At 70.6% G+C, this 21,536-nt stretch carries 24 protein-coding genes and 1 riboswitch; of the genes, 5 read left to right on the top strand and 19 right to left on the bottom strand.

What is annotated here, in order from left to right:
- Positions 1–5: 5 nt before the first annotated feature.
- From VPH61_RS17915 to rsmI, 6 genes are all read right to left on the bottom strand, one after another.
- Positions 6–578 carry a hypothetical protein gene (locus VPH61_RS17915; protein WP_332064878.1) on the bottom strand — a complete coding sequence of 191 codons (573 nt, stop codon included), beginning with the start codon at positions 576–578 and terminating at the stop codon, positions 6–8.
- A gap of 21 nt (positions 579–599) precedes the next feature.
- Positions 600–1,472, bottom strand: a complete 873-nt coding sequence (rsmA, locus tag VPH61_RS17910; protein WP_332064877.1) for a 16S rRNA (adenine(1518)-N(6)/adenine(1519)-N(6))-dimethyltransferase RsmA — start codon at positions 1,470–1,472, stop codon at positions 600–602.
- Positions 1,469–2,392: a TatD family hydrolase gene (locus VPH61_RS17905; RefSeq protein WP_332064876.1), complete on the bottom strand. Its 924-nt coding sequence runs from the start codon at positions 2,390–2,392 to the stop codon at positions 1,469–1,471. The genes rsmA and VPH61_RS17905 overlap by 4 nt, the downstream gene beginning before the upstream one ends.
- Positions 2,393–2,399: 7 nt before the next feature.
- Positions 2,400–3,959 carry a methionine--tRNA ligase gene (gene metG / locus VPH61_RS17900; protein WP_332064875.1) on the bottom strand — a complete coding sequence of 520 codons (1,560 nt, stop codon included), beginning with the start codon at positions 3,957–3,959 and terminating at the stop codon, positions 2,400–2,402.
- A gap of 81 nt (positions 3,960–4,040) precedes the next feature.
- On the bottom strand, positions 4,041–5,153 hold the full coding sequence (locus VPH61_RS17895; protein ID WP_332064874.1) for an NADP-dependent oxidoreductase: 1,113 nt from the start codon (positions 5,151–5,153) through the stop codon (positions 4,041–4,043).
- A 129-nt stretch (positions 5,154–5,282) separates the two neighbouring features.
- Positions 5,283–6,107, bottom strand: coding sequence for a 16S rRNA (cytidine(1402)-2'-O)-methyltransferase (rsmI, locus tag VPH61_RS17890; RefSeq protein ID WP_332064873.1), 825 nt, complete (start codon positions 6,105–6,107; stop codon positions 5,283–5,285).
- 52 nt (positions 6,108–6,159) lie between these two features.
- Here rsmI and VPH61_RS17885 point away from each other — a divergent pair, with 52 nt between their 5' ends.
- Positions 6,160–7,752, top strand: coding sequence for a dolichyl-phosphate-mannose--protein mannosyltransferase (locus VPH61_RS17885; protein ID WP_332064872.1), 1,593 nt, complete (start codon positions 6,160–6,162; stop codon positions 7,750–7,752).
- Between the two features lie 27 nt (positions 7,753–7,779).
- Here VPH61_RS17885 and VPH61_RS17880 read toward each other — a convergent pair whose 3' ends face one another.
- Positions 7,780–8,928, bottom strand: a complete 1,149-nt coding sequence (locus VPH61_RS17880; protein ID WP_332064871.1) for an epoxide hydrolase family protein — start codon at positions 8,926–8,928, stop codon at positions 7,780–7,782.
- Positions 8,929–9,017: 89 nt separating this feature from the next.
- On the opposite strand from VPH61_RS17880, the gene VPH61_RS17875 reads away from it, so the two are divergent.
- Entirely contained in the window at positions 9,018–9,998 is a 981-nt protein-coding gene (locus tag VPH61_RS17875; RefSeq protein ID WP_332064870.1) for a YeiH family protein, read from the top strand.
- A gap of 16 nt (positions 9,999–10,014) precedes the next feature.
- Here the strand turns inward: VPH61_RS17875 and VPH61_RS17870 are convergent, their stop codons facing one another.
- The 6 genes from VPH61_RS17870 to VPH61_RS17845 all read right to left on the bottom strand — a co-directional run bounded on the left by VPH61_RS17870 (position 10,015) and on the right by VPH61_RS17845 (position 13,577).
- Positions 10,015–10,968 carry an NAD(P)-dependent alcohol dehydrogenase gene (locus VPH61_RS17870; protein ID WP_332064869.1) on the bottom strand — a complete coding sequence of 318 codons (954 nt, stop codon included), beginning with the start codon at positions 10,966–10,968 and terminating at the stop codon, positions 10,015–10,017.
- An 8-nt stretch (positions 10,969–10,976) separates the two neighbouring features.
- Positions 10,977–12,017, bottom strand: coding sequence for an NAD(P)-dependent alcohol dehydrogenase (locus VPH61_RS17865; RefSeq protein ID WP_332064868.1), 1,041 nt, complete (start codon positions 12,015–12,017; stop codon positions 10,977–10,979).
- Positions 12,014–12,262, bottom strand: coding sequence for a helix-turn-helix transcriptional regulator (locus VPH61_RS17860; protein ID WP_332064867.1), 249 nt, complete (start codon positions 12,260–12,262; stop codon positions 12,014–12,016). Before VPH61_RS17860 ends, VPH61_RS17865 begins: the two co-directional genes overlap by 4 nt.
- Positions 12,256–12,687 (bottom strand): hypothetical protein, encoded by a 432-nt coding sequence (locus VPH61_RS17855; protein ID WP_332064866.1) that lies wholly within the window; start codon positions 12,685–12,687, stop codon positions 12,256–12,258. Before VPH61_RS17855 ends, VPH61_RS17860 begins: the two co-directional genes overlap by 7 nt.
- Positions 12,688–12,818: 131 nt before the next feature.
- Complete coding sequence (locus VPH61_RS17850; protein ID WP_332064865.1) at positions 12,819–13,148, bottom strand: DMT family transporter; 330 nt, start codon at positions 13,146–13,148, stop codon at positions 12,819–12,821.
- A 14-nt stretch (positions 13,149–13,162) separates the two neighbouring features.
- Positions 13,163–13,227: riboswitch (guanidine-III (ykkC-III) riboswitch) on the bottom strand.
- Positions 13,228–13,277: 50 nt separating this feature from the next.
- A complete protein-coding gene (locus tag VPH61_RS17845; protein ID WP_332064864.1) occupies positions 13,278–13,577 on the bottom strand; it encodes an antibiotic biosynthesis monooxygenase family protein in 300 nt (99 codons plus the stop codon).
- A gap of 128 nt (positions 13,578–13,705) precedes the next feature.
- Here VPH61_RS17845 and VPH61_RS17840 point away from each other — a divergent pair, with 128 nt between their 5' ends.
- The gene (locus tag VPH61_RS17840) at positions 13,706–15,001 is read left to right on the top strand and encodes an O-acetylhomoserine aminocarboxypropyltransferase/cysteine synthase family protein (RefSeq protein ID WP_332064863.1); all 1,296 of its coding nucleotides are present in this window, start codon (positions 13,706–13,708) and stop codon (positions 14,999–15,001) included.
- Positions 14,998–15,615 carry a CoA-binding protein gene (locus VPH61_RS17835; protein WP_332064862.1) on the top strand — a complete coding sequence of 206 codons (618 nt, stop codon included), beginning with the start codon at positions 14,998–15,000 and terminating at the stop codon, positions 15,613–15,615. Before VPH61_RS17840 ends, VPH61_RS17835 begins: the two co-directional genes overlap by 4 nt.
- Before the next feature lie 58 nt (positions 15,616–15,673).
- On the opposite strand, the gene VPH61_RS17830 is transcribed toward VPH61_RS17835, so the two are convergent.
- From VPH61_RS17830 to VPH61_RS17805, 6 genes are all read right to left on the bottom strand, one after another.
- Positions 15,674–17,575 carry a CocE/NonD family hydrolase gene (locus VPH61_RS17830; protein WP_332064861.1) on the bottom strand — a complete coding sequence of 634 codons (1,902 nt, stop codon included), beginning with the start codon at positions 17,573–17,575 and terminating at the stop codon, positions 15,674–15,676.
- A 103-nt stretch (positions 17,576–17,678) separates the two neighbouring features.
- Positions 17,679–18,512: an ABC transporter permease gene (locus VPH61_RS17825; protein WP_332064860.1), complete on the bottom strand. Its 834-nt coding sequence runs from the start codon at positions 18,510–18,512 to the stop codon at positions 17,679–17,681.
- Between the two features lie 8 nt (positions 18,513–18,520).
- Positions 18,521–19,429 (bottom strand): ABC transporter ATP-binding protein, encoded by a 909-nt coding sequence (locus VPH61_RS17820; protein ID WP_332064859.1) that lies wholly within the window; start codon positions 19,427–19,429, stop codon positions 18,521–18,523.
- Positions 19,430–19,431: 2 nt separating this feature from the next.
- Complete coding sequence (locus VPH61_RS17815) at positions 19,432–19,923, bottom strand: Clp protease N-terminal domain-containing protein (protein ID WP_332064858.1); 492 nt, start codon at positions 19,921–19,923, stop codon at positions 19,432–19,434.
- Complete coding sequence (locus VPH61_RS17810; protein ID WP_332064857.1) at positions 19,916–20,167, bottom strand: helix-turn-helix domain-containing protein; 252 nt, start codon at positions 20,165–20,167, stop codon at positions 19,916–19,918. Before VPH61_RS17810 ends, VPH61_RS17815 begins: the two co-directional genes overlap by 8 nt.
- A 68-nt stretch (positions 20,168–20,235) precedes the next feature.
- Entirely contained in the window at positions 20,236–21,012 is a 777-nt protein-coding gene (locus VPH61_RS17805; RefSeq protein ID WP_332064856.1) for an alpha/beta hydrolase, read from the bottom strand.
- 83 nt (positions 21,013–21,095) lie between these two features.
- Here VPH61_RS17805 and VPH61_RS17800 point away from each other — a divergent pair, with 83 nt between their 5' ends.
- Positions 21,096–21,527: a GNAT family N-acetyltransferase gene (locus tag VPH61_RS17800; protein WP_332064855.1), complete on the top strand. Its 432-nt coding sequence runs from the start codon at positions 21,096–21,098 to the stop codon at positions 21,525–21,527.
- Positions 21,528–21,536 lie beyond the last annotated feature (9 nt).

Raw genomic sequence — 21,536 nt, 5'->3', positions numbered from 1 at the left:
CCACGCTAACCGACCGGCTCGACGGTCACGGTGTCGAGCCAGCCGCGCAGGGTTGCCTTGGCGCCCGCGAGGTCGTCGCCGTTCGGCATGCGCCCGCGCACGAGACCGATCGAGGTCTTGCCGCCGCTCCGCGGTGACGCCGACGCGAGCAGGTACTCGCCGCCCTCGAGCGGAAAGCGAGCGGTCGGGTACTTCGCCGCGAGGTTCAGGGCGAGCGGCTGCACACCGGTCTGTGCGGTGACGACCTCGGCGAGGGCGCGCAGCGCCGGTTCGACCTCACCCGGGATCGTGCGCGTGACGCTCACCTCGAAGGTGCCGTCCTGCCGCTGTCCGGGCAGGCGGATGCCTCGGGCCTGCTCGTACCCGACGGTGACGCCTTGCGCCCACCACGGGTCCACGCCCTGCTCGGTCACGAGCCAGTTCGCGATCGCCTGATGCTTCCACCCCGTGGCGCCCGCGGCGTCGAGCAGCGCGAACCAGTCGCCGCGCGACCTGCCCGTCGCGCTCACGACCGCGTCATCGCCCACGCCGTCGGCGCTGCCGCCGACGCCCTGGTTCCCCGTGCCCTGCGTCCCCACGGCACCCACGCTAGCGCGAGATCAGACCGCGCGGGCGATGCGGAGGAAGTCGGCGACCGTGAGTTGCTCGCCGCGCTCCTGCGGGTCGACGCCCGCGGCCTCGAGCACGGCCGACGCCTGGGCGGAGCTGCCGCCGAGCACCGTCGAGAGCGACTGGCGCAGCATCTTGCGCCGCTGCTGGAATGCCGCGTCGACGAGGGCGAACGTGGCGATGCGCTCGGCCTCGGTGCCCGGGGCATCCGCTCGCTCGAAGCCCACGAGCACCGAGTCGACGTTCGGCACCGGCCAGAAGACCATGCGCGAGACCTGGCCGGCCGTGCGCCAGTTTCCATACCAGGCGGCCTTGACGCTCGGGGCGCCGTAGACCTTCGAGCCGGGCTCGGCCGCGAGCCGGTAGCCGACCTCGGCCTGCACCATGACGATGCCCGATTGCAGCGAGTCGAAGTGCTCGAGCAGGTGCAGCAACACCGGCACCGAGATGTTGTACGGCAGGTTCGCGACGAGCCGCACCGGGTCGCCCGGCAGTTCGGTGACGCGCAGCGCGTCTTCGGTCACGACCGTGAGCGAGGTGCCGGGCTGCATGATGGTCGCCGTATGCGGCAACTGCGCGGCGAGGCGCTTGTCGATCTCGACGGCGATGACGGATGCCCCGGTCTCGAGCAGTCCGAGCGTCAGCGAGCCGAGCCCCGGCCCGATCTCGAGTACGGTCTCGCCCGGCTGCACGCCGGCCGTCTGCACGATACGGCGTACGGTGTTCGCGTCGTGCACGAAGTTCTGGCCGAGCTTCTTCGTCGGCGTGACGTCGAGGAGTGCGGCCAGGTCGCGGATCTCGGCCGGCCCGAGCAGGCGCGGCTCGGCCTCGGCGCCCTCGGCGGCATGCCGATGCGCGTTCACGCCGTCGTCTCCGTCACGGGGTCATCATTCCACGAGCCGTACACCGATACCGTGTTCGCCGCGAGCTGTTCGCAGAACTCGTCGAGGTCGGCGCCGAGCACCTCGGCCATGAAGCGCACCGTGTGCGGCACGAGGTACGGGGCGTTCGGACGGCCGCGGAGCGGCACGGGCGTCAGGTACGGGGCATCCGTCTCGACCAGGATGCGATCGCGCGGCGCGACCCGCAGCGCCTCACGGAGGTTTTCGGCGTTCTTGAACGTGACGTTGCCGGCGAACGAGAGGTACCAGCCCTCGTCGGCGGCGAGCCGGGCGAGCTCCTCGCCGCCTGAGAAACAGTGGAAGACGGTGCGTTCGGGCGCGCCCACGCGGCGCAGGGTCGACACGACGTCGTCGTGCGCATCGCGGTCGTGGATCTGGAGCGCGAGCCCGTGCCGCTTCGCGATGTCGATATGGGCCTCGAACGACCGGAACTGAGCGCCCCGGCCGTCTTCACCGGTGCGGAAGAAGTCGAGCCCGGTCTCGCCGATCGCGCGCACCCGCGGGCGGGCCGCGAGCTCGTCGATCACGGCGAGCGCGTCGTCGAGGCCGGTGCCTGACTCCCCAACGGCAGCCTCGAGCTCGGGCGCCTCGTTCGGGTGCAGCGCCACTGCTGCGAGCAGTCGCGGCTCGCGCGCGGCGACCTCGGCCGACCAGATGCTCGTCGCGACGTCCGTGCCGATCTGCACGGCCCCGGCGATGCCGACGGATGCCGCGCGCTCGAGGTGCTCGTGCACGTCGAGCGGCAGTGCGCCGTCGGCGATCTCGAGGTGCGTGTGGTTGTCGTAGACGGCCACGGGCAGCGCCTCGGGGGCCGGCGGGTATTCAGCGGCACGGCCGCCGTCGGAGCGGGTGCGGAGGTGCGCGGATGGCTCGTCGGTCACGCCGAGCTCACTCCGCGACCTCGACGCGCGGGAAGAGCGCCTCGAGCGCCGTGACCTGCGTGCCGGTCGTCCAGGAGTCGGCCTGGTCGATGCGCTGCTCCTGCACGGTGCCGGGGGCGCCGAGCGCGGTCCAGAGCTTCGCCGTGGCGACGGGCAGCACCGGCGAGAGCAGCACGGCGAGCGTGCCGAGGCCGTGATACGCCGTGGCGAGCACCGTCTCGAGGCGGTCGCGCTGCGCCGGATCCTTCGCGAGGCTCCACGGCTCCTCGATCGTGAGGTAGCCGTTCAGGGCGTCGACGAGCTCCCACGCGGCGCCGATCGCGTCATGGATCGCGAGGCGGCCGATCGCCTCCCACGAGGCATCCGTCGCCCGGCGCTCGACGCTCGCGATCTCGATGTCGGCGGCCGTCAGCGTGCCGGCGGCGGGCACCGCGCCGTCGCAATAGCGATTGATCATCGCGACCACGCGCGAGGCGAGGTTTCCGAAGCCGTTCGCGAGCTCGGCCTGGTAGCGCGCCGCCAGGTCTTCCCACGAGAACGAGCCGTCTTGACCGAACGCGATCGCGCGCAGGAAGTAGTAGCGGAACGCGTCGGAGCCGAAGGTCTCGGTGATCTGCTCGGGGGCGATGCCCGTGAGCTTCGACTTCGACATCTTCTCGCCGCCGACGAGCAGCCAGCCGTGGCCGAACACGCCCTTCGGCACCTCGAGGCCCGCCGCCATGAGCATGGCCGGCCAGATGACGGCGTGGAAGCGCAGGATGTCTTTCCCGACGACGTGCTGCGCGGGCCAGCGACGGGCGAACTCCTCGTCGTCCTGGCCGTAGCCGACCGCGGTGATGTAGTTCAGGAGCGCGTCGAACCACACGTAGACGACGTGCGACTCGTCCCACGGCACCTTCACGCCCCAGTCGAACGTCGACCGCGAGATCGAGAGGTCGGCGAGACCCGACTTCACGAACGAGACGACCTCGTTGCGCGCCGACTCGGGCTGCACGAAGCCGACCCGCTCCTCGTAGAGCGCGAGCAGCTTGTCGGCGAACGCCGACATGCGGAAGAAGTAGTTCTTCTCGTGCAGCAGTTCGACGGGCTTCGAGTGGATCGCGCAGACCTGCTGGCCCTCGTACTCCCCCGTGCCCGGCACGAGGTCGGACGGCTGCTTGTACTCCTCGCAGCCGACGCAGTAGTAGCCCTCGTACTCGCCCGTGTAGATATGGCCGTCGTCGTAGAGCTTCTGCAGGAACTTCTGGACGTTCGCCTCGTGCCGCTCTTCAGTCGTGCGGATGAAGTCGTCGTTGGCGATGTCGACCGTCTCGAGCAGCGGGATCCACGCCTCGGCGACGAGCTTGTCGGCCCACTGCTTCGGCGTCACGCCGTTGGCGGTCGCGGTGCGCAGGATCTTCTGGCCGTGCTCGTCGGTGCCCGTGAGCATCCAGGTGTCGTCGCCCGCCTGGCGGTGCCAGCGTGCGAGCACGTCGGCAGCGACCTCGGTGTAGGCGTGCCCGATGTGGGGCACGTCATTCACGTAGAAAATGGGCGTGGTGATATAGAACGAGGAGCCGTCGGCCATTCCCCAATCCTACGGGCGAGCGGATGCACCGGAGTCCCGGTTACGCCGGCGCCGGCGAACGCCGCAGCTTCACGGTCGGAGTCAAGGGCGAGCGGATGTCCCGGAGTCCCGGTTACGCCGGCGACGCCGGACGCTGCCGTCGAGGATCGCCGGCGGCACGGCCTCCTCCACCTCCATGTGCTCGTGCGGGGTCGCCACCCCGAGCGTCACGTCCTGCTCCTTGATGGCCGGCTCCTGCACCTTCTGGGCCGGATAGCCGACCATGCGCATGCCGAGCACGATCTTGCCGGGAGCCTCGCGCCGGTCGAGCGCCCGGTAGGCGTCGGCGACGGAGTCGAGCGGGAAGATGTCGGCGATCGGCAGTCGTGCGCGCCGCGCCGCGACGAGGGCCGCGACGCGACCGAGCGCCACGACGTCGCCGGCGTAGAGCTTGACCGCCTCTTCGTCGTCGACGGCATCCCAGTCGAGCACGGTCAGGATCCGCGAACGGGGCACGCCGAGCGCGACGGCCGCGTCGGTCTCGCCGCCGAGGAAGTCGAGGAAGCCGGTGATCGGCCCCGGGGCGATCGGTCGCACGCGTTCGGCGAGATCCGGCCCGTAGGCCACGGGCAGCACGCCGAACTGCCGTAGGAAGTCGAATCGCGTCTCGACACTCGTACCGATCACGGTGGCGCCACGCATGCGGGCGAACTGAGCCGCGAGACATCCGACACCGCCCGCTGCCGCCGTGATGACGACCGTGTCGGCCGGGGTCAGCCCCAGCCCCTCGACGGCCGTCCACGCGGTCGTGCCCGCGACGTAGAGCGATCCGGCCACCTCCCAGGTGAGCTCTGGCGGCTTCGGCAGCAGCTGCGACTCGGGAACGACGACATGGGTCGCGTGGGCGCCGCGATCGACGAAGCCCATGACCTCGTCCCCGTGCGAGAACGACGAGACGCCGGGGCCGGTCGCGGCGACGACGCCCGCGAGGTCGCGGCCCTGCACGGACGGAAAGCTCACGGGCCAGCGCTCGGGATGGTCGCCGCGCCGGATCGAGCTCTCGACGGGGTTCAGCCCGGTGGCGAACACCTCGACGAGCACTTCGCCCTCGCCGGGCACCGGCATCGGCTCCTCGACGATCTCGAGCACCTCGGGTCCGCCGTGCGCCGTGAACCGGACGACGTGCGCCAGGTCGTGAGTCGGGTCGTGAGTCATCTCGCACCTCCACCCCTTCTTGGGGGGTAGTGCCATTCTCCGCCTGCGCCGCCGTTTCCGACAGGGCTGGACACGATGCGGCCCCCACCGGTAGACGGGCTGGGGAGGCCGTACGCGGCCCCGGCCGCGTCAGCCGCGCTTGCGCGCCTGCAGCGCCGCCTCGTAGAGATCGCGCGTGCTGAGCCCGCTCTCCGCCGCGACGAGCGCCGCGGCATCCTTCAGGCGGGTTCCGGATGCCGCGAGCTCGAGCACTCGCGCGAGCGCGTTCTCGGGGTTCGCCTCCTGCTCGGCCGCGCCGCCGACCACGATCACGATCTCGCCGCGCACGCCGCCTTCGGCCCACGTCGCGAGTTCCCCGAGCGGGCCGCGACGCACCTCCTCGTACATCTTGGTGAGTTCGCGGCAGACAGCTGCGGGCCGATCGGCGCCGAACGCCTCGGCGAGCGCGGCGAGACTCGCAGCGAGCCGTGACGGGCCCTCGAAGAACAGCAGCGTGCGGCGGTCGCCCGCGAGCTCGGCGAGGCGACGGCTGCGCTCCCCCGCCTTTCGCGGCAGGAAGCCCTCGAACGCGAACCGGTCGGTCGGCAGCCCCGACACGGCGAGCGCGGTGATCACGGCCGACGGACCCGGAAGTGCCGTGACCTCGACACCCGCGTCGGCGGCCGCGGCGACGAGCGGGAACCCGGGGTCGGACACGGTCGGCATGCCGGCGTCGCTCAGCACGAGCAGGTCGGTGTCGCGGGCGAGCTCGACGAGTTCGGCCGCCTTCTGCCGCTCGTTGTGCTCGTGCAGCGCGATGAGCCTCGGGCGGTTCTCGATGCCGAGACCGGCGAGCAGTCGCTGCGTCACCCGGGTGTCTTCGGAGGCGACGACGGTCGCCGCCTCGAGGGCGTCGCGAAGACGTGCCGAGGCGTCGCCGAGATTGCCGATGGGCGTCGCCGCGAGGATGATCATGCTCTCAAGCATGGCACTCGCGAGGCAGCCGAACTCGTTTAGGGTTGGGCGCATGGGAGCGGAGCCGGATCCGGTGGACGAACGCCGGGGCACACGGCTCGAGGACTGGTGGGCGCGCGTGCTGTCGACACCGCGACGGCGGAGCCTCTGGTACTGGGGCGGCCCGATCCTCGTCACGCTCCTGGCTGCGGTGCTGCGCTTCTGGAACCTCGGCCACCCGCAGGCGATCGTCTTCGACGAGACGTACTACGTGAAGGACGCGTGGACCCTGCTGCAGAACGGCTACGAGTCGAGCTGGCCCGAGGGCGCCGACGCCGAGTTCGCGGCCGGCGACACCGGCATCTTCAACGACGCCGCCTCGTACGTGGTGCATCCCCCGCTCGGCAAGTGGATGATCTCGCTCGGCATGATCGCCTTCGGCGCCGGCGACGCCTTCTGGTGGCGCGCGTCCACCGCGCTCGCGGGCACGATCGCCGTCTTCCTGTTGTCGATGATCGCGCGGCGCCTCTTCGCCTCCACGATCCTCGCGGTCATCGCCGGCCTGCTGTTCGCGGTCGACGGCAACGCGATCGTGATGTCGCGCGTCGCGCTCCTCGACAACTGGGTGATGCTCTTCGCCCTGCTCGGGTTCTGGTTCGTGCTGCTCGATCGCGGGCGCACGAGCCGGCTGCTCGAGGAACGACTGGCCGCCGCTCGCGGCTGGGGGCGCGATCCGCACTACGGACCGGCGATCTGGGCCCGACCGTGGGTGGTCGCCGCCGGCGTCGCGTTCGGCGCCGCGACCGCGGTGAAGTGGTCGGGCCTCTGGTTCCTCGCCGCGTTCGGCATCTACCTCGTCATCGTCGACGCCGTCGCTCGCCGCCGCGCCGGGGTGCCGTTCTGGCTCTCCGCGGCGATCCTGAAGCAGGGGCCGGTCACGTTCCTCCTCCTCGTGCCCGTCGCCGCGGCCGTCTACCTCGCGTCATGGACCGGCTGGCTCGTGACCGACGGCGGCTACTACCGGCACTGGGCCGAAGAGGCCGGCAATGCCGCGACCGGCATGTTCTCGTGGGTTCCGCTCGCCCTGCAGAGCCTGTGGCACTACCACGAGGCCGCGTACGGCTACCACGTCGGCGTGCACAGCCCGCATCCGTGGCAGTCCAACCCGCTCACCTGGCTCTTCATGATCCGCCCGACGAACATGTACTTCTCCTCGACCGAGGACGGCTCCGGGGGCTGCGGCGCCGACACCTGCTGGTCCTCGATCATCGGGGTCGGCAACCCGCTCATCTGGTGGGCTGCTGCAGCGGCATGTCTCTACCTGGTCTACCGCCTCGCGCGCTACCGGGAGTGGCAGGTCGGCCTCATCCTCGTCGGTCTCGCGGCCGGCTACCTGCCGTGGCTCGGCTACCTGAACCGCACGGTCTTCCAGTTCTACTCGATCGCATTCGAACCGTTCATGGTGCTCGCCCTGGTCGTCGTGATCGGGCTCGTGCTCGGGCGCCGCGACGATCCGGGCTGGCGCCGCGAGCGCGGTATCGCCGTCGTCGTGATCTACCTCGCGTTCGTGCTCGCCGTCTCGGCCTTCTTCTTCCCGATCTGGTCGGGCATGCCCCTCGTGCCGACCTTGCGGCAACTGCACTTCTGGCTGCCGAGTTGGGGCTGACCTGGCCAACTGGGCTGACCTGGCTGACTACCCCCGCAGCGGCCGGAAGAACTCGCGCATCGCGGCGGCTACGAGCCCAGGTGACTGCTTCGCGGTGAAGTGCCCGCCGCTCGGCAACTGCTGCCAGGCGCGGATGTCGCGGTAGGTGCGCGCGGCATAGCTCCGCGGGAACCCGTGTTCGCGGTACTGCACGGCGACCCCCACAGGCACCTCGACGAGCGGCATCGGCGCGGTGTCGAAGCGATCGTCGAAGTACGCGCGGAACGAGGTGCCGATGCTCTGCGTGACCCAGTAGAGGGTGACCGTCGTGAGCACGTCGTCGTCGCTCCACGCGGCGCGGTAGGCGGCATCGCTCCCGCTCCAGGTGCGGAACTTCTCGACGAGCCAGGCCGCGAGACCGGCGGGCGAATCGTTCAGCGCCGCGGCGAGGGTGTCGGGCTTCGTCGACTGCAGCTCGCTGTAGGCCGACTCGCCCTGCCACTTCGCATCGAGACCCGCACGGAACCCGATCTCCTCCTCGGTGAGGTCGCCGCGGCGCTCGGCCGACGGGAAGGCGGCATGGGTCGCGAAGAGGCCGAGCACCGACTCCGGATGCAGCGCCGCCGTCCAGTCGCTGATCCAGGTGCCGACGTCTTCGCCGTACGTCGCATAGCGCTCGTAGCCGAGCACGTCGTGCATGAGCACATGCCAGCGCTCGGCGATCTCGCTCGCGATGAAGCGCCCTTCGCCCGGGGCCTCCGAGAACCCGAAGCCGGGCAGCGACGGGATGACGACGTCGAAGGCGTCGCCCGGCCCGCCGCCGTGGTTCGCCGGATCCGCGAGGTGCGCCGCGATCGGCAGCATCTCGGCGAAGGTGTACGGCCAGCCGTGGCTGAGGATGATGGGCATCGGCGCGGGATCGCGCCGCTCGGCGCGGATCCAGGCGAAGTGCACCCGGCCCCCGACGTCGGCGGTGAACTGCGGTACGGAGTTCAGCCGTCGTTCGATCGCACGCCAGTCGAACGCGCCGCCCCAGTACGCGAGCAGGCGCTCGAGCTCGGCGGGATCCGTGCCTGCCGACCACGGCGCCCCCGGCGTCGGCCGGGGCAGCCGGCGGTGCTCGATGCGTCGACGCAGGTCGTCGAGCACGTCGTCGTCGATTCCGATCGTGAACGGGGCGACGCTGAACGGCTCCATGGGCCGACGCTACCGCCGACCACCGACGATGGGGGTGCCGACCGGGCCGCCGAGCGGGAGACCAGGCGGGCGTCGACTAGCGTGGAGAGGTGCGTCGTTTGCTGCCGGGACTCGTCGTCGCGGCATCCGCGGCCCTGATCGCCTGGCTCGCGCATCTGGCGTTCCCCGCCGTTCCCCTCTTGACGGCCGCGGTCGCGCTCGGCATCGTCGTCGGTCAGATCCCGGCGCTCCGGCCCGCGCTCGGCGGGAGCCTCGCGCCTGGCATGCGGGTCGCCTCCCGTCGCCTCCTCCGCATCGGCATCGTGCTGCTCGGCCTCAAACTCAGCCTCGTCGACATCGCATCGCTCGGCTGGGTCACGATCGCGACGACGATCGCGGTCGTCGTGCTCACCTTCGTCGGCACGATCGGCCTCGGCCGTGCGCTCGGGCTGCCGGGCCACCAGCCGCTCCTCGTGGCGAGCGGCTTCTCGATCTGCGGCGCCTCGGCGATCGGCGCGATGGGCGCGGCCGTGCGCGCGCGGGACGAGGAGCAGGCCGTGCCGGTCGCCCTCGTCACCTTGTGCGGCACGCTCGCCATCGCGGTGCTGCCGGCGCTGTGGCATCCGCTCGGCCTCTCGAACGTGCAGTTCGGGCACTGGGTCGGCGCGGGCGTACACGACGTCGGCCAGGTGGTCGCGACGGCGCAGATCGCCGGCACTGCGGCCCTCGCGGTCGCCGTCGTCGTGAAGCTCACCCGCGTGCTCATGCTCGCCCCGATGGTCGCGATCACCGCCGCCGTCGAGCGGCGACGGGCGGTCGACGTCGAGGGGGCCCGGCCCGCGATCGTGCCGCTCTTCGTCGCCGGGTTCCTCGCCGCCGTGCTGCTGAACACGTTCGTGCCGCTGCCCGAGTGGGTGCTGACGGGCGCCGACATCCTGCAGACCGCGGTGCTCGCGATGGCGCTCTTCGCGCTCGGCGCCTCGATCAGGCTCGGCGAACTCGCGAGCACCGGATGGCGCGCACTCGTCGTCGGCCTCACCTCGTGGGTGCTCGTCGCGGGCCTCGCCTACGGCGCCGTGCTGCTCGGCTGACCGGCATTCCAGCACCTCAGACGGCGATGACGAGCTTGCCGCGCACCTCGCCCGACTCCAGCATGGCGACCGCTGCGGCCGCCTCCTCGAGCGGGAAGACGCGGTCGACGACCGGTCGCACCTCGCCGGCATCGATGCGGCGCGCGAGCTCGGCGAGGTCGTCGCCGCTGCGCACGGCCGCGAGCGGGCGCAGTCGCTGCGACACGAACGGCGAGACGACGGATGCCGCGGCCAACCGTCGCATCGGCCCGAGCATCGTGCCGCCCCGGCCCGACGACAGCACGAGCGTGCCCCGCGGCGTGAGCGAGCGGCGCACCCTGCCGAGCGGGTGGTCGGCGACGAGGTCGAAGACGACGTCGTAGCGTCCCGCGTTCGCGGTGAAGTCCTCGGCCGTGTAGTCGATCACGTGGTCGGCGCCGATCGCACGCACGTGCTCGGCCTTCGCACCGCGGCTGACCCCGGTCACCTCGGTGCCGAGCGCCTTCGCGAGCTGCACCGCGAAACCGCCGACGCCGCCCGAGGCGCCGTTGACGAGCACGTGCTGGCCGGGCCGGGCGCCCGCGAGACGCAGGCCCTGGAGGGCCGTCGTGCCCGAGACGACGACGGCCGCCGCGTGCACCGCGTCGACCGAGGCGGGTCGTTCGGCGACGAATCGCTCGGCCACCGCGACGAACTCGGCGAAGCCGCCCTGGTCGGACTCCGCGAAGACGGCGTCTCCGACGGCGAATCGCGTGACGGCGGTGCCGACCGCGACGACCTCGCCCGCGACATCCCGACCGATGATCGGCCGTCTCGGGCGGCGGAGGCCGAACGCGAGTCGCACCGCTCGAGGCTCGCCGCGCATGAGCAGCACGTCGCCCATGCTGACGGCGACGGCCTCGACGCGGATGAGCACTTCATCGGCCGCAGGCGTCGGCGTGTCGACCTCGGCGAGCGCGAGCACCTCGGGGCCGCCGTAGCGGTGCTGCACGATCGCCCTCATCGGGTCGCTCGCGTCTCAGACGCCGACGCCGCCGGCGTCACCTTCGCCCGCTCGTCCGCCGGCGACATGGCGATCACGACGCTGCCGGCCTTGTGACCGGTGTCGACCCGTCGATGCGCCTCGGCGATGTCGTCGAACGCGACGGTGCGATCGATGACCGGCACGAACTCCCCGGCCTCGATGAGCTCGACGAGCAGGGCGAGCTCGGCCGCCTTCAGCCGGATGTCGCGGAGCCCCGTGAAGGCGATCGCCGCTCGCCGCCCGCGGCTGAACCACCGCGTCACCGGCCACTGCACGAGGATCGCGGCCGACGGCACCGTCGTGAGGTAGATGCCATGGGCCGTGAGCGACCGGCGCGCCGCCCGGAACGAGCGCTTGCCGACCGCGTCGAAGACGACGTCGTAGGCGCCTCGCGCCTCGGTGAAGTCCTCTCCCGTGTAGTCGATCACAGGGTCGGCGCCCAGCGAGGCGACGAGCGGCGCGTTCGCCGGGCCGCACACGCCGACGACGGTCGCTCCGAAGTGCCTCGCGAGCTGCACGGCCGCCGAACCCACGGTGCCGGAGGCCCCGTTCACGAGCACGACCTGACCGGGCGTCACCGCTGCGACATCGCGGAGGAACGGCAGCGCCGTGAGGAACCCGTCGACCGTCGCAACCGCCTCGGCGGCAGTGAGCCTCTCGGGGATGCGTGCGATCGCTGCATCCTCGGCGATCGTCACGAGCTCGGCGTGCGCGCCCATCGCCGGCGCGAGAGTGCCGAAGACCCGGTCGCCCGGCGCGAACCGGGTCACGCCGTCGCCGACGCGTTCGATCACACCGGCGAAGTCGGAACCGAGCACCGGGTGCTTCGGCGTCGTGAGCCCGAAGAAGAGACGGGCGAAGCGCGGGGTGCCGTTGCGCCCGGCGGCGTCGGAGGCGCCGACCGTGCTCGCTTCGACGCGCACGAGCACCTCGGTCGCACCCGGCACCGGTTCGGCGGCCTCCTGCAGGTGCACGACCTCGGGCGGGCCGTACCGTTCGTAGACTGCGATCCTCATGATGCCGACTCCTCCGAGTCCGTTGCCGCGTGATCGGGGTACTGGAAGACGTCGTCGAGCGGCACCCCGAAGATCCGCGCGAGCTGGAAGGCCATCTCGAGCGAGGGCGAGTAGCGGCCCTGCTCGATGGCGATGATGGTCTGCCGGGTGACGCCGAGTCGCTTCGCGAGCTCGGCCTGGGTCATCTCGCCGGCCCGGAACCGCAGGGCACGGATCTCGTTCGTGACCCTCGTCGGCTTCACCACGCCGGCACCCCCTTGCGGTAGGCGACGAGCTTCGTGACGCTCGAGAGCACGGCGGAGAGCACGAAGCAGAGGTAGACGGTGTTCGCGATCCAGAAGCCGTCGGCGTCGAGCATCGCGAGCACGAGCGCGCCCAGTGCGCCGATCACGACGAACGAGTTGCCGACCCGCTCACCCAAGCGGTCGATCTCCTTGTCGCGGATGTCGCCCCGCGTGCTCTCGCTCGGCGAGAACATCTCGACGAGGATGCGCCCGACGATGCCGGCGACGATCGCGCCGCCGATCACCCAGAGCATGGCAGGCACGTAGTCGACCTGTTCGGCCGGTGTGCCGCCGAGCAGTTGCGGCAGCACGATCGAGAGGTACACCGTGCTGCCCACGACGGCGACCACGAGGTAGATCCACGTGCCCTTCTCCTCGTACGACATGGCCGACTCCTTCGCGTGTCAAAGATTATTTACACTCAATGTAAAGCGCAGGTGACATGATGTCAATGATTTTTTACATACCGACCACCGGTCGACGTGACAGCCACTGGGGCGATGGCGCCGGGGCAGGCCTAGTGGCCGGCGCCGCCGTCGACGAACTTGAGGCCGACGACGCAGCCGACGAGCCCGATCAGCAGGGCGATCTTGACCCACGAGACATCCGAATCGCCCGTGATCATCGCCCAGACGACCGTGAGCGCCGCACCGATGCCGACCCAGACGGCGTAGGCGGTACCGGTCGAGATGTCGCGCATCGCCCAGGCGAGACCCGCCATCGAGAGCGCGAGCGCGCCGAAGAAGACGACCGACGGCCAGAGCTTCGTGAAGCCCTCGGACTTGCCGAGTGCGGTGGCCCAGACGGCTTCGAGCACGCCGGACACGATGAGGATGACCCAAGCCATGACTGATTCACTCCCGTGGCCAGTCTTGTCGCGTTCCGGGTACTGATCCCTCGTCCGGGGCCGCAGTCGGCGGCCTGTGACGATCGTAGCGATCGCCGCTGGGCAGGCACTGTGCAGTGCCCGCTGGACTCACTCCGCGCGGGCGACCTCGGCGAAGTGCTCGACGACCGGGAAGGGCTCGTAGAACCGGTGCAGGAGTTCGCGCCAGCGACCGTACTCGGGCGAGCCCCGGAAGCCGGTCTCGTGCGCCTCGACGCTCTCCCACTCGACGAGCAGCAGGTACTCGTTCGGCGTCTCGATCGAGCGCGAGAGGCGCAGCCCGATGAAGCCGGGCATGCCCGCGATGATCGACTTCGCCTCGGCGAACGCCGCTTCGAAGTCGGCCTCGCGGCCGGGGACGACGGGCAGCAGCGCATGTTCGAGGATCATGCGCCTCACGGTATCGGTTCGACCCGAGCGGTCGTCCGCGCGGGTCGACCGTCCGGCCCTCGCGGCATCCGTTGCCTCGCGTTACGCCGACGGGCCCGGCCCGGTGCCGCCGGCACTAGCGTGGCCGCATGGCAGACCGCGAATACGGCTTCAAGACCCGCGCCATCCACGCGGGCAACATCCCCGACCAGGTGACGGGCGCCCGCGCGCTGCCGATCTACCAGACGAGCGCCTACGTCTTCGACGACACCGCCGACGCGGCCGCGCGATTCGCGCTGCAGAAGTACGGCAACATCTACTCGCGGCTCGCGAACCCGACGGTCGCGAGCTTCGAGGAGCGCGTCGCGAGCCTCGAGGGCGGCCTCGGCGCAGTCGCCACCGCGAGCGGCCTCTCCGCGCAGTACATCACCTTCGCGAGCCTCGCGGGCACGGGCGACCACATCGTCGCGTCGGCGAACCTCTACGGCGGCTCGATCACCCAGTTGGATGTCACGCTCCGCCGCTTCGGCATCGAGACGACGTTCCTGCAGTCGGCCGACGCCGCCGACTACGCCGCCGCGATCACCGACAAGACGAAGGCGCTCTTCGTCGAGACGATCGCGAACCCGTCTGGCGAGATCGCCGACCTCGAGGCCCTCGCCGACGTCGCGCACGCGCACGGCATCCCGTTCATCGTCGACTCGACGATCGCCACGCCGTACCTGAACCGGCCCATCGAGTGGGGCGCCGACATCGTCACGCACTCGGCGACGAAGTTCCTCGGCGGCCACGGCACGACCCTCGGCGGCGTCGTCGTCGAGTCGGGCCGTTTCGACTGGCACTCCGACAAGTTCCCGCTCTTCGGCCAGCCCGTGCCGAGCTACGGCGGCCTTCAGTGGTCGGGCAACTTCGGCGAGTACGCGTTCCTCACGCGGCTCCGCGCCGAGCAGCTGCGCGACATCGGCCCCGCCCTCGCCCCGCACTCCGCGTTCCTGCTCGCGCAGGGCGTCGAGACGCTGCCGTACCGCATCCAGGCGCACATCGACAACGCCCGCATCGTCGCCGAGTGGCTCGACGCCGACCCGCGCATCGAGCGCGTGCTCTGGGCGGGCCTGGCCGACCACCCGCATCACGACCGCGCGCTGAAGTACCTGCCCAAGGGCCCCGGCTCGGTGTTCAGCTTCGAGGTGAAGGGCGGCCGGGCGATCGGCCAGGCGCTCATCGAGAACGTCAACCTCGCGAGCCACCTCGCGAACATCGGCGACGCGAAGACGCTCATCATCCACCCCGCCTCCACGACGCACGCGCAGCTGACCGAACAGCAGCTCGTCGACGCAGGCGTCCTGCCCGGGGTTGTGCGACTCTCGGTCGGCATCGAAGATGTCGAGGACATCATCGACGACCTCGACCAGGCCCTCACGATCGCGACGGGAGCAGCACGATGAGCACAGTGACCGAGACGACGGATGCCGCGGCATCCGCTGCCCATGAAGCCGGCGACCTCGAGACCGTGCGCCTCGTCAACGGCCTCTCGTGCGAACTGCCGGCGAGCTCGCCGCTCGCGAAGCTGCTGAAGTCGCAGCGCACCTGGACGGGTCCCGACGCGAAGCAGCGGCTGAAGATCCTGAACGCGGCGAAGTCGGTCGCGATCGTCGGCGCCTCGCCGAAGCCGCAGCGCTCGAGCTTCTTCGTCGGCACGTACCTGCAGCAGTCGAGCGACTACCGGCTCTACTTCGTGAACCCCATGGAGACCGAGATCCTCGGCCAGCCCGCCTACGCGAGCCTCGCCGACCTACCCGAGGTGCCCGACATCGTCGTGGTGTTCCGCCGCGGCTCCGACATCCCGCAGGTCGTCGACGAGGTCGTGGCGGCCGGCGCGAAGACCATCTGGGTGCAGCTCGGCATCTGGAACCAGGAGGCCGCCTACGACGGCGAGGCGAAGGGCCTCACCGTCGTCATGGACCGGTGCATCAAGGTCGAGCACGCCCGCTTCCACGGCGGCCTGCACCTGCTCGGCTTCGACACCGGGCAGATCACGTCGCGCAAGACGGTTCGCTGACAGACGAGCGCCGCCGACCGCACCTCGGTGCGATCGGCGGCGCTCGTCTGCGGCCGGATCAGTGGCCGGGCCACACCGTCGCGTCGAGGTCGGGCAGGGTTCCCGGGCTGAGGGTCGCGGTGTCCTTCTCCGTCAGGTGCCCCGGGCCGAAGCCGGCCATCGGGCCGGAGACCGGAAGGTTCAGCTGCGAACCGCTCAGGTCGACCGTGTAGGTGGTCGCGGCCGTGTCGACGGCCACGACGCCGTTGCGGCTGCCGCTGATCACGAGGCCGAGCTGGTGACCGGCCGGCACGACGACGTCGTTGGCCGCCAGTTCGACCGTGACCCGGTGGTTGCCGGCTCCATCGAGGCGAGCCCAGCCGCGAGCCACCACCTGCAGTTCGGTGCTCGAGATGCGCTTTGCGACGTCCAGGTAGCACGCGTCGTCGGTCGCGGTCGCCGGGCCCCAGCACGTCTCGGTGGTCAGCGTCTGCGCGCCGTCGCCCGAGGCGCTCACGCGATCCATCACGCCGTAGTCGACCAGCATGACCGACACCTGCCCGACGGGGGCGGTGTGGGTGACGTCGAGGTCGACGGTCGGCGTGCCCGAGATCCGCACGTCGTGCTTGGTCGTGCCGGTGAGGAACTGCAGCCGGTTCGCGTTGTCGCCGAGCTTGACCGCGTTCGCCTCGCTGAGCGAGGTCGAGTTGATGTAGCTGGCGGTTGAGCGGTCCTGCTTGCCCAGCATCAGCGTGCCGTCGGCGTGCAGGTTCAGCGTCTGCGTGCGGGCGGACGAGATCGGCCAGGTGTTCGACTGCTCCCACTGGTTCGGTGCGGTCTCGACGCTCACGACCGGCTCGCGATCGATGCCGTTGTCGACGTCCATGAGTTCGTGGTCGAACCACCGGTGGAGGGTGTCGACCCACAGGGCGCGCTCGGAGTCGAACGGGTCCACGTGCCCGAGGCGGGTGAGCCACATCTTGCGGTCGACGCCCTGCTCGCCGAGGTCCTCCCACCACTTCGAGGCGTTCATCGTCTTGACGTTGTTGTCCTGCAGGCCGTGCATGATGAACACGCTGGCCGTGACCTTCGACACGTCGTAGAAGCTGCCTTCGCGGTAGTCGCGCTCGGCCCAGAAGTCGGTGTAGGCGCCGGTCTCGTCGCCGTCGTTGGCGTTCATCCAGTCCAGTCGAGCCGTGCAGTCGGTCGCGATCGTGCGATTCGACGCGACCGAACGCGACAGGCTGCTCGGGTAGTTGAACGACTTCACGGCGCCCTGCCAGCGGTTGTAGTCGTACCAGGAGCTGATCGCGCTGATCGGCACGATGGTCTCGAGGCCCTCGACGCCCGTGGCGGCGACACCATTGGCGAGGGTGCCGTCGTAGGACTTGCCGATCATGCCGGTCTTGCCGTTGCTCCAGTCGGCGTCGACGACGGCGCCGGCGGCGTCGTGAGCGAGCCCCCTGCCGTTCAGCCAGTCGACGACCGCCTTGACCGACTCGATGTCGGAGCGGCCGCCCTCGTCGGTGCAGCCGGTCGAACGGGCGGTGCCCGCCATGTCGACGGCGACGAAGGCGTATCCGCGGGGCACGAAGTAGTTGTCGTAGTAGAGCGGGAACTTGACGAGTTCGCCGTCGGCGTCGTAGACCTTGCGCTCGGCCTCGTTTCCTCGTCCGGAGCTCAGGTAGTACGGGCTGGCGTCCATGATGATCGGGACCCGCGCGTTGCCGTCGAGCTCGCTGGGGCGGATGATGTCGGTCGCGATGCGCTCGTCGACACCGTCGCCGTCGAGATCGGGGGCGGTGACCCACACCGTCTCGCGGATGGCGCCGGCGTAGTCGTAGATCGGGGCGGTGACGTCGTCGACGAGCGAGACCGGCGGGTTGTCGTTCGGCGCAGCACTGGCCGTCGTCGTCGCACCGAGCGCCAGCGGTGCCGCAATGGCCACCGAGCCCACGAGGGCGAGAATTCTGGATTTCACAAGGAGGTCCTTCCGTCGCAAGCCGGGTGTTATGTGGCAACCTACGGTGCTCCGACCCGATTGGTCAACAATCTCGATCGGGTCCGCGCCACCACGGCCTGCGTCACCCGACTCGCTGCAGCGCTCGTTCACGGCGTTCGGCGACGCGCGAGCCCGACTCCCGCCGCGCCATCCGTCGCAGCACGATGGGCGCCAGGATGAGCCCGGCGATCGACCAGGCTCCGAGCACCGCAGCCGTCTCGAGCAGCCGCCACGACTCGCCGATCTCGACGACCACCGCCTCGTCGGGGAGGAACGCGGCGCGCATGCCGAGGCCGAGCCAATAGATCGGGACGAGCTGCGCGACGACCTGCAGCCACTCGGGCAGACCCGTGATCGGGGCGAAGATACCCGAGATCGCGATCAGGCCGAGCACCGGGAGCGAGAGGTAGCCTGCACCGCGCGGAGTCGAGATCAAGGAGCCGAGCATGGCCCCGATGGTCTGCGTCGCCACGAGGCCGAGCACGAGCACCCACGCGAAGGTGACCCACGACACCGGGTCGGCGAGGTCGAGCCCGTCGACGAGGAACACCCCCGGAACCAGGAGGATCGCGAGGTACGCGAGGATCGTCGCCGAGATCTGCACGATCTTGCCGACGAGGTAGGCGCGGATGCCGCCGGGTGTCGCCTTGGCGCGCAGCAGCGTGCCGTCTTCGCGGTCGGCGGCGAGCTGCTGCACGACGAGCAGCAGCCCGAGCGCGACGAACATGCCGAGCGCGCCCGGGAGGATGATCATGCCGAGCCCGTACCCGGTGTCGCCGATCGGCAGGTCGCGCAGGAAGAAGACGGCGACGAGCGTGGCCACCGGCCAGAGCAACTGGCCCACGAGTTCCATGCCGGTGAAGGCCTGCCGCAGCTCGATCACGCCGCGCCGGGCACCGGAGCGGACGGCGGTCATCGCCGCGCTCATCGGGATGCCTCGGCGGGCTCTGCCATGGGCGCCTCCGCGTTTCTGACGAGCTCGAGGTAGGTGTCCTCCAGCGACGCGCGCCGCACCTCCAGCTCGCTGATCTCGTCGCCGTGCCGGGCGAACAGTTCGCGCGCGAAGGCCGTCGAGTCGTCCACGTGTCGCACCGAGCGCTCGCCCTGCTGCGCCCAGCTGACGCGGTCGCGCCCCACGATCTGGCGCGAGAGGTCGTCGGCGGTGCCGTTCGCGACGATGCGGCCGCCCGTCAGGATGACGATGCGATCGGCGAGCTTGTCGGCCTCGTCGAGGTCGTGGGTGGTGATGAGCACGGTGATGTCGAGCTCGTCGCGAAGCCGCCGCACGAGCGCGTGGAAGTCGCGTCGCGCCTTCGGGTCGAGGCCGGTCGTCGGCTCGTCCAGGAACACCAGCTCGGGGCGACCGACGAGCCCGATCGCCACGTCGAGCCGCCGCCGCTGCCCGCCGGAGAGCATCTTGACCGACGTGTCGGCATGCTCGGTCAGGCCGACCGCCGCGAGCAACTCGTCGACCTCCCATGGGCGGCGGATCCCGGCCGTCGAATACGGCTCGTACAGCGAGCCCTGGAAGTCGAGCAGCTCGCGCACACGCCACTTGGCGTGATCGCGCCACGACTGCAGCACGACGCCGATGCGGGCACGCCAGTCCTCGCCGCCGTGGGCGGGGTCGACTCCCAAGACGTCGACCCGGCCGGCCGACCGCATGCGGAACCCCTCGAGGATCTCGATCGTCGAGGTCTTGCCCGCCCCGTTCGGGCCGAGGAGCGCCAGCACCTCCCCACGGCCGACCTGGAAGGACAGGTCGTGCAGCACGTCGTTCGTGCCGTAGCGCATGCGAAGCCCCTCGACCTCGATCGCAACGTCGCCGGTCATCGTCAGTGCTGCTCGAGTCGGGTGATGAGCGCCGTGCGATCGACGCCCGCGTAGGCGAGCGCACGCGGCACGGTGCCGAGGTCGGCGCGCAGGATGCCCACGAGCGCATCGGCGACCGCGAGTCGTTCGCGCTCGACCCGGCGGCGACCGCGATGAGCGGTGAAGTCCGCACGCCGCAACGCCTCGCGCACCGTCGATCCCCAGACCGGTCGCGACTTCCGCGTCGCGACGAGGCGCTCCTCGGCGACGGGCTCGATGCCGGCCGCGCGCAACGACCGTTCGCGTTCGCCGCGGAGCGCGGCGTCGACGCCATCGTGGTCGAGGCCGAACTCGGCGAGCGCGCCGCCGGCGAGGTCGTGTCCGGCCGAGATCGCGAGCAGCAGGTGCTCGGCCTCGACGCTGGATGCGCCGCGGTCGATCGCCTCGTCGATCGCGCGGATGATGACCTCCTTCAGCGTCGGATCGAGTGCGTGGTCCTCCAGGCGGTCAGGCATTGCGTCTCCTCAGTTCGATGCCGGCGGCCTCGAGCCGTCGGTGGTGCTTCTTGTGCACGGCCTGCCGGGTGACACCGAGCGCCTCCGCGGCCTGCGCCCAGCTCCATCCGGCTCGCATCGCGCGTTCGACGGCGGCGTCTTCGAGTCGGTCGGCGAGCTCGCGCAGCGCGACGACGGCGGCGAGGTCGTCGGCCTCGGCTCCGGTGGGGTCGGGAGGTTGCTGCGTCGGTGGGGGCGGGGTCATAGAAGCAACCTAAGTTGCTTATGTGCAGTTTGTCAACCAGAGTTGCTCAATAGGGTGCGAGGAAGCCGCTATTCCTCCTGCACGCCCCAGAACTCCGAGAGGGCACGCGCGATCTCGTCGCGCACCGCGCGGTCGGATGCCGTCGCGACACCGTCGCCCGGCTGCACTCCGTAGTCTCCAAAGCTCGCGTGGTTGGCGCCCTCGATCTCGACGAACGTCGCGTCGGCGGGCAGCAGGTGCGCGGCGCCCTCGATCTTCCCGGGCGTGCTGAGCCCGTCGTCACTGCCCGAGATGCTGAGCACCGCAAGGCCCGACGCGCTGAGGTCGTTCGCGCAGTAGGAGCCGAAGAACACGACGCCCGCGACCTCGCCGTCGGCCGCCATCATGCACGCGCGCACCCCGCCGAGCGAATGGCCGCCCACGTACCACTCCGACACGTCGGGTGCGTGCCGCGTGAACGTCTGGAGCGGCCGCTGGTCGAAGAACGCCAGGTTCAGGACCGGCTTGGTGACGACGACCGTCGTTCCGGTCTCGGCGACGACGTCGACGAGCTTGGCCAGGTACCCGTAGGGGTCCACCCTGGCGCCCGGTATGAAGACGAGGCCGCGATCGGTCGCGCCGTCCACCGGCGCCATGACGACCGAGTCGTCGTACGACTCGATGCTCACGCGTTCGTCGGTCCACGCCTCGAGCGACGCCGGCCGCTCACCCTGCATCACGGTCTTCGCCCACACGAGGAACCCCACGACGATGAGGGCGAGCACGACGAGCACCGCGAGGATCACGCGGACCGCACGGCGACCCCTTTGAGCGGGCACGGCCTGGCGGGCGTCAGTCGACGACATCTCGCCAGTCTCGCAGAACGAAACGAGCCACCGACCCGGGATTGGCCGTTTCCCGGCCGCGCCGCCAGCGATTTCATCGAGGGATGCACGACGACCTCGACTTCTCAGACGACCCCGCACGCCTCGACCTCGACCGGGTGCACACCTGGCTCGCCGAGGAGTCGTACTGGGCGCTCGGCCGCTCGCGCGCGGCCCACGAGGCCGCGATCGCCGCATCGCGCAACTACGGCATCTACGACCGTGCGAGCGGCGCGCAGCTCGCCTACGCGCGGGTCATCACCGACGGCGTGACCTTCGCCTGGCTGTGCGACGTGTTCGTCGACGGCGAGGCGCGCGGCCGCGGTGTCGGCGTGGCGCTCATCGAGCGCATCATGGAAACGCTCGAACCACTCGGCCTCCGCCGCATCGGCCTCACGACCGCCGACGCGCACGGTCTCTACGAACGGTTCGGCTTCGCGGCGCTCGAACACCCCGAGCAGTGGATGGCGCGCATGGGCCCGGTCACGACCGAATGACCCCGCCGC

It is taken from the genome of Agromyces sp. CCNWLW203, from assembly GCF_036576125.1.
GTDB lineage: Bacteria > Actinomycetota > Actinomycetes > Actinomycetales > Microbacteriaceae > Agromyces.
The sequence above is the reverse complement of the archived record's forward strand: the minus strand, read 5'-3'. Positions and strand labels throughout refer to the sequence as shown.